Annotated in this window: 14 protein-coding genes and 1 tRNA gene; 9 read left to right on the top strand and 6 right to left on the bottom strand. The window is 64.7% G+C overall.

What is annotated here, in order from left to right; all coding sequences use genetic code 11:
- The first annotated feature begins 201 nt into the window (after positions 1-201).
- The 7 genes from ACNJYD_RS19580 (at position 202) to ACNJYD_RS19550 (ending at position 7,636) form a co-directional block, all read left to right on the top strand.
- Positions 202-570 carry a hypothetical protein gene (locus tag ACNJYD_RS19580; RefSeq protein ID WP_439363043.1) on the top strand — a complete coding sequence of 123 codons (369 nt, stop codon included), beginning with the start codon at positions 202-204 and terminating at the stop codon, positions 568-570.
- Between the two features lie 136 nt (positions 571-706).
- Positions 707-781 (top strand) — tRNA-Asn (locus ACNJYD_RS19575).
- A gap of 203 nt (positions 782-984) precedes the next feature.
- On the top strand, positions 985-1,164 hold the full coding sequence (locus tag ACNJYD_RS19570; RefSeq protein ID WP_439363042.1) for a hypothetical protein: 180 nt from the start codon (positions 985-987) through the stop codon (positions 1,162-1,164).
- A 137-nt stretch (positions 1,165-1,301) separates the two neighbouring features.
- On the top strand, positions 1,302-1,964 hold the full coding sequence (locus tag ACNJYD_RS19565; RefSeq protein WP_439363041.1) for a protein-L-isoaspartate O-methyltransferase family protein: 663 nt from the start codon (positions 1,302-1,304) through the stop codon (positions 1,962-1,964).
- Between the two features lie 204 nt (positions 1,965-2,168).
- Positions 2,169-3,554 (top strand): TolC family outer membrane protein, encoded by a 1,386-nt coding sequence (locus ACNJYD_RS19560; RefSeq protein WP_260379132.1) that lies wholly within the window; start codon positions 2,169-2,171, stop codon positions 3,552-3,554.
- 303 nt (positions 3,555-3,857) lie between these two features.
- Positions 3,858-4,619, top strand: a complete 762-nt coding sequence (locus ACNJYD_RS19555) for a PopZ family protein (protein ID WP_212257050.1) — start codon at positions 3,858-3,860, stop codon at positions 4,617-4,619.
- 140 nt (positions 4,620-4,759) lie between these two features.
- A complete protein-coding gene (locus ACNJYD_RS19550) occupies positions 4,760-7,636 on the top strand; it encodes a valine--tRNA ligase (RefSeq protein ID WP_439363040.1) in 2,877 nt (958 codons plus the stop codon).
- 2 nt (positions 7,637-7,638) lie between these two features.
- Here the strand turns inward: ACNJYD_RS19550 and ACNJYD_RS19545 are convergent, their stop codons facing one another.
- The gene (locus tag ACNJYD_RS19545) at positions 7,639-8,241 is read right to left on the bottom strand and encodes a DNA-3-methyladenine glycosylase (protein ID WP_439363039.1); all 603 of its coding nucleotides are present in this window, start codon (positions 8,239-8,241) and stop codon (positions 7,639-7,641) included.
- A 130-nt stretch (positions 8,242-8,371) separates the two neighbouring features.
- Between ACNJYD_RS19545 and lipA the strand changes: the two genes are divergently transcribed.
- Together lipA and ACNJYD_RS19535 are read left to right on the top strand one after the other, a co-directional pair.
- A complete protein-coding gene (lipA, locus tag ACNJYD_RS19540) occupies positions 8,372-9,328 on the top strand; it encodes a lipoyl synthase (RefSeq protein WP_439363038.1) in 957 nt (318 codons plus the stop codon).
- 6 nt (positions 9,329-9,334) lie between these two features.
- On the top strand, positions 9,335-9,805 hold the full coding sequence (locus ACNJYD_RS19535; RefSeq protein WP_172789079.1) for a type II toxin-antitoxin system RatA family toxin: 471 nt from the start codon (positions 9,335-9,337) through the stop codon (positions 9,803-9,805).
- A gap of 109 nt (positions 9,806-9,914) precedes the next feature.
- Here the strand turns inward: ACNJYD_RS19535 and ACNJYD_RS19530 are convergent, their stop codons facing one another.
- From ACNJYD_RS19530 to ACNJYD_RS19510, 5 genes are read right to left on the bottom strand one after another with little or no spacing between them, the layout of a single operon-like run.
- Positions 9,915-10,730: a c-type cytochrome gene (locus ACNJYD_RS19530; protein ID WP_439363037.1), complete on the bottom strand. Its 816-nt coding sequence runs from the start codon at positions 10,728-10,730 to the stop codon at positions 9,915-9,917.
- Positions 10,730-12,352 carry a b(o/a)3-type cytochrome-c oxidase subunit 1 gene (locus tag ACNJYD_RS19525; RefSeq protein WP_439363036.1) on the bottom strand — a complete coding sequence of 541 codons (1,623 nt, stop codon included), beginning with the start codon at positions 12,350-12,352 and terminating at the stop codon, positions 10,730-10,732. The genes ACNJYD_RS19530 and ACNJYD_RS19525 overlap by 1 nt, the downstream gene beginning before the upstream one ends.
- Positions 12,339-12,908, bottom strand: coding sequence for a cytochrome C oxidase subunit II (locus ACNJYD_RS19520; protein WP_439363035.1), 570 nt, complete (start codon positions 12,906-12,908; stop codon positions 12,339-12,341). Before ACNJYD_RS19520 ends, ACNJYD_RS19525 begins: the two co-directional genes overlap by 14 nt.
- Entirely contained in the window at positions 12,905-13,081 is a 177-nt protein-coding gene (locus tag ACNJYD_RS19515; RefSeq protein WP_260379138.1) for a hypothetical protein, read from the bottom strand. The genes ACNJYD_RS19520 and ACNJYD_RS19515 overlap by 4 nt, the downstream gene beginning before the upstream one ends.
- Positions 13,082-13,097: 16 nt before the next feature.
- A complete protein-coding gene (locus ACNJYD_RS19510; RefSeq protein ID WP_439363034.1) occupies positions 13,098-14,336 on the bottom strand; it encodes a cytochrome c in 1,239 nt (412 codons plus the stop codon).
- Positions 14,337-14,346: the final 10 nt, after the last annotated feature.

The raw sequence follows: 14,346 nt of genomic DNA, 5'->3' as shown, positions 1-14,346 counted from the left end.
CGTTCATTGCTGCGGAGAATTCCAACCGATAAACAGGCTGGGCGCGTCTCGCGTCGCGCAAACGTTCGGAAGTGCAGACCGATCGTCTCTTGAATCGTTCGATCTCGCTCCGGACTTGTCTTGAGGCAACGTTTTGTTTGCCGCAGCGCCTGCGTCGATCGACGTCGGGCGCTGAGACCTGTTTCGATCGGAGAATTTCACATGAAGCAATTTCTGTCTGGACTGATGGCCGTCAGTCTTTCGATCGCCGCTGCGCCGTCGCTTGCGGCCGATGCCCGCAACGTCACGGTCGTCAACGAGACCGGCTATGCCATCAAGTTCCTCGGCTTCAACGCGCCGGATGACGGGCTGGACGAATGGGAGAACGAACTCGACAAGGTGTTGCAGAACCAGGCCAGCACCTATGTCGAGTTCGACGACGACGACGAGGGCTGCGTCTGGAACATTCGCGTCGATTGGCAGAACTATGACGAGTCGGTGCTGTGGAAGAACGTCAATCTCTGCAAGTTCACCGCGCTCCGCTTGCGTTACGACCCCGGCACCAAGACCACCTCGTTCCTCGCCGAATAGTCTTTGCCCGGCAGGGCCGGAGGAGAGGCCATTCCAGGCCCCTCCCGAGCGCGTTGCGGATGATGACGAATTCGTCCTTTGCAAGCGCAAGCGGCTTTGTTATACGCAGCCGCGCGCGAACGAATGGTTCGCCTTTTCCTCGGTAGCTCAGCGGTAGAGCATCCGACTGTTAATCGGATGGTCGCTGGTTCGAATCCAGCCCGGGGAGCCAAATCTTTCAGATATTTCAATGATTTGTGTTCGCCTCCTAACGCGGCGCGCGATCTGCTTTCCCTGATCTTTGAACATTGCACCCGTGGTCCGGCGCGGAATCGGGGTCAAACAGATGTGTTTGCGTCGGTCGTCGTCTCGCCATTGGGACGACTCAATTCACGTCGAGCGTGGATTTGCCGGACATTTGCGGAGCTGATTCCCATGCCAGAGATCCAGGTCGACCGTTCGGATATCGCCCCCTCGATTCTGCCGGCCGGCATTCCCGAGCTCAGCGACGATCAATGCCTCGCTTGTCTCGCGCGCGCAGTCGAGGCGCCGGATTCGGCGAGGCTGGACAAGGTCGCTGCCCTGATCGGCCGCCTGGCCGTCGCCATCGAATAGGGCTCGTCGCGCCCCCATCAGGAGGGTTGCGGAGCGCGGTGCGCCACCGCCAACGGCCATGTTGCGTTTTGACCGAGCATGCTCCAAAGATGCCGCGATTTTTCTCCGCGGCATCGTCCGCATTGCAGGGTCCGCAAATGTCCGGTTTTTCGACCGCGCGCCAAAAAATGGTCGATGGCCAGGTGCGCACCAATGACGTCACCGACCGTCGTGTTCTCGATGCCATGCTCACGGTGCCGCGCGAAGCCTTTGTGCCGGCCGGCAGGCAGGCGCTGGCTTACCTCGATCTCGATCTCGACGTGAGCGAAGGCACCGCCAAGCGGTTTTTGATCAAGCCGGCGCTGACCGGCAAGCTGCTTCAGGCCGCCGAAATCGGCGAGGGTGACAACGTGCTGGTCGTCGGCTGCGCCACCGGCTATCTCGCCGCACTGGCCGCCAAGCTGGCGCGGCAGGTCACGGCGACCGAGTGCGATTCGGCTTTGGCCGCCAAGGCCGGGGACGCCTTCACCGCCCAGGGGCTGGCCAATGTCGCCTGCAAGGCGGCGGCCTGTACCGACGGGGATCCCGCTGCCGCCCCCTATGACGTGATTGTCCTCAACGGGGCGGCCGAAGTGCTGCCCGAAGCTCTGCTCGGGCAGCTGAAGGAGGGTGGGCGCCTGGTGGGGGTGTCGGCCGAATCGAGGCCGCCGCGCGCCATGATTGTGACCCGTACCCACGGCGAATTCGGCCACCGGGCGCTGTTCGACGCCGCCGCCCCGGTCCTTCCCGGGCTGGAGCGCGCGGCTGCGTTTGTCTTCTGACGGCCCCAAAGCCGCCCCAAATCCCGTTCTGAATCAGAAGTGTGGCCGGGATGCTGCACGTGAAGAGTTTCCACTGAGAACTACCCTCGGGTAGTTCCGTCGCGCTTGGCCGCGTCCTATGTTGCGGCGGGGCAACGACTCCACTGATACGGTAACCCAGCTCGCGGGCACGAGTCGGGCGTTAGAATGAACGGAATTTCACGGATGCATGGGGTGAAGCTCTTCACCGGAGCTGCGGTTTCGGTCCTGCTGCTGGCGCTTGCCGGGCCGACGCCTGCCTTGGCGGATACGATCGATGGCGCGCTGGTGCGCGCCTATCAGAACAATCCGCAGCTCAACGCGCAGCGTGCCCAGGTGCGCTCGACCGACGAAAACGTGCCGCAGGCCTTGTCTGGCTATCGTCCTCGGGTGTCGATGACTGCGAGCGGTGGCTATCAATACCAGGATCTGCAGAGCGGCGTCGGCACCAACTCAATCCACGGAACCACCTTACCTCGCAGCGCTGGAATTACCGCTTCGCAGACACTCTACAATGGCAATCAGACCGCCAACAGAACGCGGGCGGCGGAGAGCCAAGTGTCCGGTGCTCGCGAAGCGCTGCGCAGCCTCGATCAAAGTGTGCTGCTTCAGGCCGCGACGACCTACATGGACTATCTACGCGATGCGGCCACGCTTGAAGTCCAGCGCAGTAACGTGCGCGTGCTCGAGCAGACGTTGAAGCAAACCCGCGATCGCTTCAACGTCGGCGAAGTGACTCGCACAGACGTTGCGCAATCGGAAGCACAGCTGGCCGCCGGCAGGACGCAGGCCCTTACCGCGGAAGCAAATCTCACCACCACGCGCGCAAACTTCCGCCGCATCATCGGCAACGAGCCGGCAAATCTTGCACCCGGATCACCTGTCGATCGTTTCCTCCCCTCAACGCTTGCCGCAGCGATCGAGCTTGGCCTGATCGAGCATCCCAACGTCACGGCTGCGATGTTCGGCATCGACGTCAATTACCTGCAGGTCAAGGTCGCCGAAGGTGCGTTGCTGCCCACGATGACGATCCAGGCATCGGCCACACAGGCCAACGAACAGTCCTTGATTTCGTTGCGCTCGTTCAACGCATCCGCGATCGCGCAGCTCTCGGTGCCGATCTATCAGGGCGGCAGTGAATACGCGCTGATCCGCCAGTCCAAGGAAAACCTGGCGCAGCAGCGACTCAACCTCGAAACGACCCGCGACCAGACCCGTGCGACGGTTGTGCAATGGTGGGGCTCGCTGCAGGCCACCAAGGCGCAGGTCCAGTCGGCCCAGGCGCAGGTGGCGGCATCCGAGATCGCCCTGAACGGCGTACGTGAGGAGGCCAAGGCCGGCCAGCGAACCACGCTGGACGTGCTCAACGCGCAGCAGGCGCTGGTGAATGCGCGCGTTGCGTTGGTGACCGCGCAGCACGATCGCGTCGTTGCATCCTATAACGTCCTCGCTGCGGTCGGGCGTCTCTCGCCGCAAGTCCTCGGCCTTGCGACCACGGTCTACGACCCCAGCGTTCACTACCATCAGGTCCGCGACAGCTGGGCCGGCGTGCGCACACCTGACGGGCGCTGATTCCCGCAATCATCCGGTCGATCTCGCCAACAGCCGAGGTCGACCGGTGCTTTGCTTGCAATCATCAAAATCCCTGACATAGCCTTGCCAAGATGATGCGGGTCGATTCGCCCCGCGTTGATGTCGTGTGCGTAACGCTTCGGTGCCGGGGGCAGGGCACGCCGCTGCACGTTGAGCCGTGATCTGGGGACAAGTCGGGCTGCGGCGACGAAAATGACGGGCCTGTCGTTGCGGAACCGGCCAATCCTGCCGTGCTTGGTGTAAAACAACGCATGCGAGGGCGTTGATGATGTGGAGTCGGAGATGACGCAGCCTGCAAAGGTCACAGAACCCTCCATGGAGGAGATTCTGGCCTCGATCCGGCGCATCATTGCCGACGATGAGGCAAAGCCCCCGCCGGCCGAGGCCGCCAAGCCCGAGAAGGCGGCGGCGCCAGCCGCGCCGGCGAAGCCGCAGGCGATGAACGACATTCCGCCATCCAAGGTCGCTCCACCCAAACCGGCTGCTGAGAAGCCTGCTGCACCGCCGCCGGCCGCAAAGCCGGCGCCGCCACCGGCGCCCGCGGCGGACGCATCCAACAGCCAGGACGATATCGACGCGTTGCTGGCTGGCCTCGATGCGGCCACACCTGCGCCCGAGGTCCGCGCGCCCGAACCAGAGCCAGAGCCCGAGCCGGACGTGCTCGAGCTGACCGACGACATGGCGATGGACCCGACGCCGCCTCCGCCGCCGCCGAGCTTCCGCAAGGTCGAGCCGCGCGACGATCTCGAATTCGCCGAACCGCCGCGGCCCGCTCCGCCGCCGTCCTACGCGCCGGTGGACTTCGACGCGCCGCCGCTGCCCCCGCAGCAGCCGATCCTCGCGCAATCGACGGTCTCCGCGGTCGAATCCGCCTTCAACTCCCTGGCCCATACGGTGCTCAGCAGCAACGCGCGCACGCTGGAGGACCTCGTCAAGGAGATGCTGCGGCCGATGCTGAAGTCCTGGCTCGACGACAACCTGCCCGGCCTCGTTGAACGCATCGTGAAGGCCGAAATCGAGCGGGTCTCGCGCGGCGGCCGCTGAGGGCGGCCGACAGGCCCTCATAAAGCCCGGCTTGGGTGTCATATCCGCGCCCCGACCGGGCCGGAAAGCGCCGTTGCCGCCTCGTTTTTCCCTGACCTTTTCGTTGACTTGGCCCCCTCCCGCGGCTTTCTAGCAGCCCCATGATCGAGAAAAATTACCAGCCCGCCGATATCGAAACCCGCATGTCCGTGGTGTGGGAGGACAGCCTTGCGTTCAAGGCTGGCCGGCCCGACCGCCGTGATGCCGTGCCCTTCACCATCGTGATCCCGCCGCCGAACGTGACGGGCTCGCTGCACATGGGCCACGCCCTCAACAACACGCTGCAGGACATCCTGTGCCGGTTCGAGCGCATGCGCGGCCGCGACGTGCTCTGGCAGCCCGGCACCGACCATGCCGGCATCGCCACCCAAATGGTGGTCGAGCGGCAGCTGATGGAGCGTCAGCAGCCCGGTCGCCGCGAGATGGGCCGCGAGAAGTTTCTGGAGCGGGTCTGGCAGTGGAAGGCCGAGAGCGGCGACACCATCATCAACCAGCTCAAGCGGCTCGGTGCGTCCTGCGACTGGTCGCGCGAGCGCTTCACGATGGACGAGGGCCTGTCGAAGGCCGTCATCAAGGTGTTCGTCGAACTGCACCGTGAGGGCCTGATCTACAAGGACAAGCGGCTGGTGAATTGGGATACCAAGCTGCTCACTGCGATCTCGGATCTCGAGGTGCAGCAGACCGAGGTCAAGGGCAGCCTCTGGTATCTGCGCTACCCGATCGAGGGCAAGACCTTCAGCCCGGAGGATCCCTCGAGCTTCATCGTCGTCGCCACCACGCGCCCCGAGACCATGCTCGGCGATACCGGCGTGGCCGTGCATCCGGAGGACGAGCGCTATCAGAAGCTGATCGGCAAGAACGTCGTCCTGCCGCTGGTCGGCCGCAAGATCCAGATCGTCGCCGACGAGTATTCCGATCCTGAGAAGGGATCTGGTGCGGTCAAGGTGACGCCGGCGCACGACTTCAACGATTTCGAGGTCGGCAATCGCCACGGCCTGCGTCGCATCAGCGTGCTCGACAGGGAAGGCTGCCTCGATCTCCTCGACAATGAGGACTATCTGCGCGACCTGCCCGAAGGCGCCGCGCAATTCGCCGAGGAGTTCCACAAGGTCGACCGCTTCGCCGCGCGCAAGCGCATCGTCGAGCGGCTGGAATCGTTCGGCTTCGTCGAGCGGATCGAGCCCCACACCCACATGGTGCCGCACGGCGATCGCTCTGGCAGCGTGATCGAGCCCTACCTGACCGACCAGTGGTACGTCGACGCCAAGACGCTGGCGAGACCTGCGATCGCCGCGGTGCGTTCGGGCGAAACGACGTTCGTGCCGAAGAACTGGGAAAAGACCTATTTCGACTGGATGGAGAACATCCAGCCCTGGTGCATCTCGCGCCAGCTCTGGTGGGGCCACCAGATCCCGGCCTGGTACGGGCCGGACGGCAAGGTGTTCGTCGCCGAGACCGAGGAGGAGGCCGTCAGCCACGCGCTCGGCTATTACGTCGAGCAGGAGGTCATCACGGCCGAGCAGGGCCGCGAGATGGCGCTCGACCGCAACAAGCGCGAAGGCTTCATCACGCGCGACGAGGACGTGCTCGACACCTGGTTCTCCTCGGCGCTGTGGCCGTTCTCGACGCTCGGCTGGCCCGACGACACGCCCGAGGTAGAGCGCTACTACCCGACCAATGCGCTGGTGACCGGCTTCGACATCATCTTCTTCTGGGTCGCCCGCATGATGATGATGGGCCTGCACTTCATGAAGGAGGTGCCGTTCTCGACCGTCTACATCCACGCCCTCGTCCGCGACGAGAAGGGCGCCAAGATGTCGAAGTCGAAGGGCAACGTCATCGATCCCCTCCACCTGATCGACGAATACGGCGCGGACGCGCTGCGCTTCACGCTGGCGGCGATGGCAGCGCAGGGCCGCGACATCAAGCTCGCCACCAGCCGCGTCGAAGGCTATCGCAATTTCGCGACCAAGCTCTGGAACGCGTGCCGCTTCGCGGAGATGAACCACTGCGCCGTGCCGGAAGGCTTCGAGCCGGCGAAGGCAAAGGAGACGCTGAACCGCTGGATCGCGCATGAGACCGCCCACACCACGCGCGAGGTGACCGAGGCGATCGAGGCCTATCGCTTCAACGATGCCGCCGGCAGCATCTACCGCTTCGTCTGGAACGTCTATTGCGACTGGTATGTCGAACTCGCCAAGCCCGTGCTGCTCGGTCCGGACAGCCCTGCCAAGGACGAGACCCGCGCCATGGTCGCCTGGGCGCGCGACGAGATCCTGAAGCTGCTGCATCCCTTCATGCCCTTCATCACCGAAGAGCTGTGGGAGGTGACGGCCAAGCGCGACGGCCTGCTCGCGCTGGCACCGTGGCCGCTGAGGCCGGTCGAGCCGACGCCGGAGCAGCTCGCGATGCTCGCGGTGACCACGGGACCGACCGATGCGCTCGTCTCGCCGGCCTGGGTGCTGCCGATCTTCGATCATGCCGACTTTGCCGATCCCAAGGCCGAGGCCGAGATCGGCTGGGTCATCGACCTCGTCACGCAGATCCGCTCGGTGCGCGCCGAGATGAACATCGCGCCGGCAACGCTGACGGCGCTGGTGCTTGCCGGCGCCTCCGCCGAGACGAAGGAGCGCGCGCCGCGCTGGACCGATGTCATCAAGCGCCTGGCGCGGCTGTCGGATATCTCGTTCGCCGACCGCGCGCCTGACGGCGCTGTCCAGCTGCTGGTGCGCGGTGAGGTCGCCGCGCTGCCGCTCAAGGGCGTGATCGACGTGGCCGCCGAGCGCACGCGTCTCGACAAGGAGATCGCCAAGGCCGAGGCCGACATCAAGCGTGCCGAGTCCAAGCTGGCCAACGAAAAGTTCGTCGCCAACGCGGCCGAGGAGGTCGTCGAGGAGGAGCGCGAAAAGCGCGAGGCGGCGCTGGCCCGCAAGGCCAAGCTGCTGGAGGCGCTGGAGCGGCTGAAGCAGGCGTCTTAGGGCTACTTCGGAAACGGCTTGCTCAGAAACTTCGAGCCCCTGACGCCGTAGCGCCAGGGCAGCTCGACCGCCTTGGTGATGCCGATGCGGATGCCGGTTGCGACCTCCATCTCCTCCGTCCGCGCATGCAGCGAGATCGGCGGCCGATCCAGCGGCAGGGCGTTGTGCGCGATGGTGATGCCGAGTGCCTCGGTCAGCTTGCCCGGGCCAGAGCACAGCGCATGCACGTCCTGCATGTGCCGGCGTCGGCGCATCGCAGCCAGGCCATGCGTCGGCTCCAGCGCACGGATCAGCACGGCGCTGGCCGAGCCTTCCTCCTCGCAAACGAAGTTCACGCACCAATGGATGCCGTAGGAGCGGTAGACATAGGCAAAGCCGGGCGGGCCAAACATGACCTGGTTCCGCGGCGTCGCCCCGCGGTAGGAGTGCGCAGCCGGGTCGGTATGATGATAGGCCTCGACCTCGACGATGATGCCGCCGACACCGTCGACCAGCATGGTGGCACCGATCAGGTCGGGTGCGACCTCGTGCACGCTGCGCCCGAAGAAGGCGCGCTTCAGGGGCTTGCCGAGCCGCGGTGGAGAAGTCTTCGAGATTGGAGCCATTCGAGGTGAGAATCGCCTGAGAACAGAGCAGGATATTGCCCATATCTGCCATGTTCCCTGAAGCGGGGCGAGCCGGGTTGCGATGCCGGGCCAGACCGACTAGGTAGGACCTGAACAGACCGGACACCCCATGGTCGTTATTGTCGATACCATCGCGAACCCGCTGCGCCCACGCCACCCCGAAAAGGTGAACCGCCCCGATTCCGCTTCGCCGCCGAAGCCGGACTGGATCCGCGTGCGCGCACCCAACACCCGCGGCTACGCCGACACCCGCAATATCGTGCGCGCGAACGGCCTGCATACGGTGTGCGAGGAGGCGGGCTGCCCGAATATCGGCGAGTGCTGGGACAAAAAGCACGCGACCTTCATGATCATGGGTGACACCTGCACCCGGGCCTGCGCTTTCTGCAACGTCAAGACCGGGCTGCCGAATGCACTGGATGCGGCCGAGCCGCAGAACGTTGCCGAGGCCGTGGCCAAGCTCGGCCTCGCCCACGTCGTCATCACCTCGGTCGACCGTGACGACCTCTCCGATGGCGGCGCCGAGCACTTTGCCCAGACCATCCGCGCCATCCGCGCCGCGTGCCCCTCGACCACGATCGAGATCCTGACGCCCGACTTCCTGCGCAAGGAGGGGGCACTCGAAATCGTCGTTGCGGCGAAGCCTGACGTGTTCAACCACAATCTCGAGACGGTGCCGTCGCGCTATCTCACGGTGCGGCCCGGCGCGCGCTATTTCCACTCGATCCGGCTGCTGCAGCGGGTCAAGGAGCTCGATCCCACCATCTTCACCAAGTCCGGCATCATGGTCGGCCTCGGCGAGGAGCGCCACGAGGTGCAGCAGGTGATGGACGATCTGCGTTCGGCCGACGTCGATTTCCTGACCATCGGGCAATATTTGCAACCGACCCGCAAGCATCACGCGGTGATGCGCTACGTGCCGCCGGACGAGTTCTCGTCCTACGAAAAGATCGCCTACACCAAGGGCTTCTTGATGGTGTCGGCGAGCCCGCTCACCCGCTCGTCGCATCATGCCGGCGAGGATTTCGCGAGACTGAAGGCTGCGCGGGCAGCTCACGCCAGCTGACGTACCATGCATCGAGTTTCGAGCAAGCACCGTGTCAACCACAGCGCGTCCGAGATGTTCGATCTGGTCGCCGATGTCGAGCGCTACCCGGAATTCGTGCCGCTGTGCAGCGCGCTGAAGGTGCGCCAGCGCATGGCGAAGCCCGACGGCACCGAGGTGCTGGTCGCCGACATGACGGTGTCGTTCAAGCTGGTCAAGGAATCCTTCACCAGCCGCGTGACGCTCGACCGCGCCAATCTGAAAATCCTCGTCGAATACCTGCAAGGTCCGTTCAGGAATCTGGAAAATCGTTGGACGTTCGAGCCCAAGGGAGAGGGCGTCTGCGACGTCGGGTTCTTCCTCGCCTACGAATTCAAGAGCCGCATGCTGGCGATGCTGATGGGCTCGATGTTCGACGCCGCCTTCGCGCGGTTCTCGACGGCGTTCGAGAAACGGGCAGACGCGATCTACGGTCGGCCGAAGGTGGCATCGACGTAGGCACACTCTTTCCGCCGTCATTGCGAGGAGCCCTTGCGACGAAGCAATCCAGAATCCCTCCGCGGAAAGAGTCTGGATTGCTTCGCTTCGCTCGCAATGACAGTGAGGCTCAATCCACCGCCTTCACCACATCCGGCGGCTGCGAGGCGTAATACGCCGCCGCCTGCTCGATATCCTGCGGCGTCATCGCGCGCGCGATGTTGCGCATCTGCTGGCTGATGTCGTTGCGGCGCTCGCCTGACGCGAAGGCCTGAAGCTGCGCCTTCATGTACGTCTCCGATTGTCCTTCGAGCCATGGGCTGCCGGTCTTGTTGTCGAGGCTGCCATGGCAGGAGCCGCAGGGCGCGATCCCGCGCATCGGCGCGCCATAGATGACGATGTTGGGCTTCGGCAGTTGCGGCGTCGGATGATAGGCCGGCAGCCGCGGCAGATAGGCATAATAGTGAGAGAGATCGGCGATCTCCTGGTCGGTCAGATTGACCGCAAACGGCGACATCACGGCATTGGTGCGCGCGCCCGAGCGGAAGTCGTGCAGCTGCTTGTAGATGACCGCGGCATACTGGCCCGCAAGGTTGGGGGAGTCCGCGCGACTGATGCCGGTCGGGCCGTGACAGATGGCGCAACGCTGTGCCAGCGTCGCGCCGCGGCCGATCGCCTCCTGGCTCGGCCGTGAGAGCGTATTCGAGGTAAGCACGACGTCGGACAGACGCTTGGTCTGCTCGGGCGCCGTGACGGTTGCCGCGCGCTGTGGCAGGCCGGCGGCACTACAGATCGCATCCCAGACATTGGCGAACTGGACCCAGGGCTGCGCGAACGGCAGCACGATGAAGCCGCCGATCGCGGTCACGATGAGGATCGCGGCGGTGACGCCGACAGCCGTCGTAAAATGCGGGTTACGGAAGCTGAAGAGGTCGCGCGCGCTCATCACTGCGCTCCCACATAGACGGCCGGCACCGAGGTGCCTTCGTTCAGCGCCAGCGTCAGGATCGGGTAGCCGTAATTGGTGAGGGTGAGCGCGATCATCAGCCCGACCCACAGGGCGTAGGTGTTGAGCGCGACCGGCACGGTCGCCGGCTGGTGCACGGCCAGCGCAAACCGATAGGGCCCGGCGTCAGCCTGCGGCGCGCGCATGCCGCGCGCAAGAATGACCAGGAACAGAACCCCCGAGGCCAACAGGATGAATCCGCCGATCGCCGAAAGGGTCACGGACAGCGCCTGCGGCGAGATCGCTGGATCGGCGAAGTCGAAATAGGCCATGCGGCGCGGCATGCCCAGAATGCCGACCCAGTGCCACGGGAAGGTGGTGACCATCATGCCGACGAACCAGAGCCAGAGCTGGGTCCGGATCAGGCGGAGATCGATCAGCGAGCGGCCGGTCAGATGCGGCCACAGATCATAGGCGATCGCGAAATACATGATCACGATGGCGCCGCCGAAGATCAGGTGGAAATGGCCGGTGATCCACTGCGTGTTGTGGATGGACGCATCGAGCTGATAGCTCATGTTGATCAGGCCGCCGGCGCCGCCGAAGCCGAGCATGACGAACGAGAAGGCCAGCGCCAGCATCATCGGATTGTCCCAGGGCAGGGCCCTGATCCAGCCGAACAGGCCGCGCCCGCCGCGCAGCCGCGCAGCGATCTCGACCGAGGCGCAGATCGTGAACACGGTCAGCAGCGTCGGCAGCGCGACCAACGCGGTGAAAGCCGAATGGATGAACTTGAAGCCGGCGCCGACCTGCGGATCGGCAAAGGTATGGTGCATGCCGATCGGCATCGCGACCACCAGGAACAGGATGAAGGAGATGCGCGCCATGGTGTCGGAATAGACCCGCCCGCCGATCGCGCGCGGCACGATGGTGTAATAGGCAATGTAGGTTGGCATCAGCCAGAAATAGACGATGGCGTGCAGCGTCCAGGAGAAGAACACGCGGGCAAGGCCGGCATCGATTGTGCTCTTCAGGCCCGCCGCGACGGGAATGATCTGGAGCAACAGCTCGAGCGCGGCGCCGACTGCGGTCCAGGCCCATAAATAGGAGCCTGCGACATTGGCGAACATGGCGAGCGGCACCGGCGCGCCGGGATGGGCCTTGCGCCAGACGCGCAAATTGATCGACATCAGCGCGACCCAGACCCACGAGCCAACCACGACCAGCACGACGCCGAGATAGTAGAACACGTTGCCGATCAGCGGCGGATAGAAGGTGTAGAGCACCGAGGCGCGGCCGAGCGCGATCGGGATCACCGCCATGATGCTGCCGGCGACGATCAGCCAGAACCCGGTCCAGGCCCAGCGCACCCCGACCAGGCGCTGCTCCAGCGCGGACTCGGCTATGGCATAGCCAAAACCCATCGCGACCAACGTCGGGAAAACGTAGCCCATCACCGTGCCATGCGCGGTCAGCGAGCGGTAGTACAGTTCGGGATTGGACAGCCAGGTGCCGATCGGGCTGCGGATGAACATCTGCCAGGCGCCGAGCGCGAGCGCGATGCCGAACACGGCAAAAGCGAGCCAGAAATGAGCTAGGATGAGCTTCCTATTGGCCAACACAGCTCAGCCTCCCGCCACCCTTCGCACGACCGGCGAATTCGGCCTTTTCGATCACCTTGACCTTGCCCCACATGCCTTCGTGGCCGAAGCTGCAAAACTCCTGGCAGGGCATCAGATAATCGCCGGTCTTCGTGAAACGCATGAGCTGTTCGGAGATGTAGCCCGGCACCAGCATGGCGTTGACGTTGGTGCCCTGGATCAGGATGCCGTGCACGACGTCGGCGCTGGTGGCGCGCAAGGTGATCGGCGTGTCCGCAGGAACCAGGATGCAGGCCGGTGTGAAGGAATATTGCTGGCCGATCGCGCGCACGGTCACATTGCCGTTCGCCTCGAGCACGCTGCCGAGATTGCTCTCGACAAATTCGCCTGAGAGATGCAGCCGGGATGGATCGGTCGTTTCGACGCGCGGCTGCGGCATGGTCGCGCGATGGATACCGGCGAATGCCGCGAGCAGCGCCATCATCACGATGATGATCACGGCAATGGTCGCCCAGCGCCGCTCGACGCGGGCCGCGACCTCGGCGCTGGCGCTGGCGTGAGTGTCCTGGGCGCTCATTGCAGCGGTCCGCGCGGCAGGAAGACGAACAGATAGAAGGCAAACCACATTGCGACGACGCAGGCCGTGGCGATGCCGGCAAGCACGATCGCCCCGGACGGGCCTTGGGCGACGACCTCGTCGATCGCCTGGTCGGCGGCGGCTGGGCTGGTCGGCGGGTCGGAATTGATCATGACGGATCTCTGGGTCTCAGTTCAGCGGTGCGGAGCGCAGCTCGTTGGCCTCGCGCGCCGAGACCGGCGTGCCGCGATTGCCCCAGGCGGTGCGGATGTAGGAGACGACGGCAGCGATCTCGTTATCGGACAGAAGCCCCGCAAACGGCGGCATGCCGTAGGGCATCGGGTTGCCCTTGGTGCCCGGCGGATAGCCGCCATTGAGCACCATGCGGATCGGATTGACCGCCGACTGCATCTCGATCGACTGGTTGTTGGCGAGCGGCGGCCAGTGCGGCGGCTTGCCTTCGCCCTGAACGCCGTGACAGCTCGCGCAGTGCTTGTCGTAAACGGTCTTGCCGAGGCTGATCAAGAGGCTGCTCTCGCTGGTCGGCAGTGTCGAGCTTGCCGGCGGCGACGGCGAGGGCTCCGCAATGCTCTTGAGGTACACCGCCATTGCCCTGGTGTCCTCGTCGTTCAGATATTGCAGGCTGTTGTGCACGACCTCGGCCATCGGGCCGTAGACCACGCCGCGCATGGAAACACCGGTCTGGAGCAGGTCGGTGATGTCCTTGATGCTCCAGTCGCCGAGCCCCGCTTCGCGGTTTGAGGTGAGGGACGGCGCGTACCAGTTCTGCATCGGGATCAGGCCGCCCTTGAAGGCATCCGATTGCGAGGTGCCGCCAAGGGCGTTGATGGGCGAATGGCACATGCCGCAATGGCCGAGGCCCTCGACCAGGTAGGCGCCGCGATTCCATTCCGCCGATTTCTTCGGATCGGGCTTGAACTCGCCCTCGGTGAAGAACAGCGTGCGCCAGCCCAGGATGAGCTGGCGATTGTCGTAGGGGAAGCGCAGCTCGTGCGGCTTGTTCTTCTGGTTCACAGGCTGAATCGAGCGCAGATAGGCGTAGATCGCGTCGCTGTCGGCGCGCGTGACCTTGGTGTAGGAGGCGAACGGCATCGCCGGATAGATCAGCCCGCCATCGGGGAAGCGGCCGCTGTGCATGGTCTTGTAGAAATCGTCGGCGCTCCATTTGCCGATCCCGGTGTCGGGATCCGGCGTGATGTTGGAGGTGTAGAGCGTGCCGAACGGGGTCGGCATGGCGCGGCCGCCGGCGAAGAGGCGGCCTTCCGGCGCCGTATGGCACGCCGTGCAATCTCCGGCGCGGGCGAGATATTCGCCGCGCGCGATGATGTCGCTGGTCTTGTCCTGCGCCTGCGCAGCCGTGGTGAACGCGGCGAGTGCAATCAGTGCGATCGACAGTTTCGAGCCCATCATCCGCCTC

The organism is Bradyrhizobium sp. SPXBL-02 (assembly GCF_051853065.1).
Classification (GTDB): Bacteria; Pseudomonadota; Alphaproteobacteria; order Rhizobiales; family Xanthobacteraceae; genus Bradyrhizobium.
Note: the sequence above shows the minus strand (reverse complement) of the source record. Positions and strands in the feature narration are given on the sequence as shown.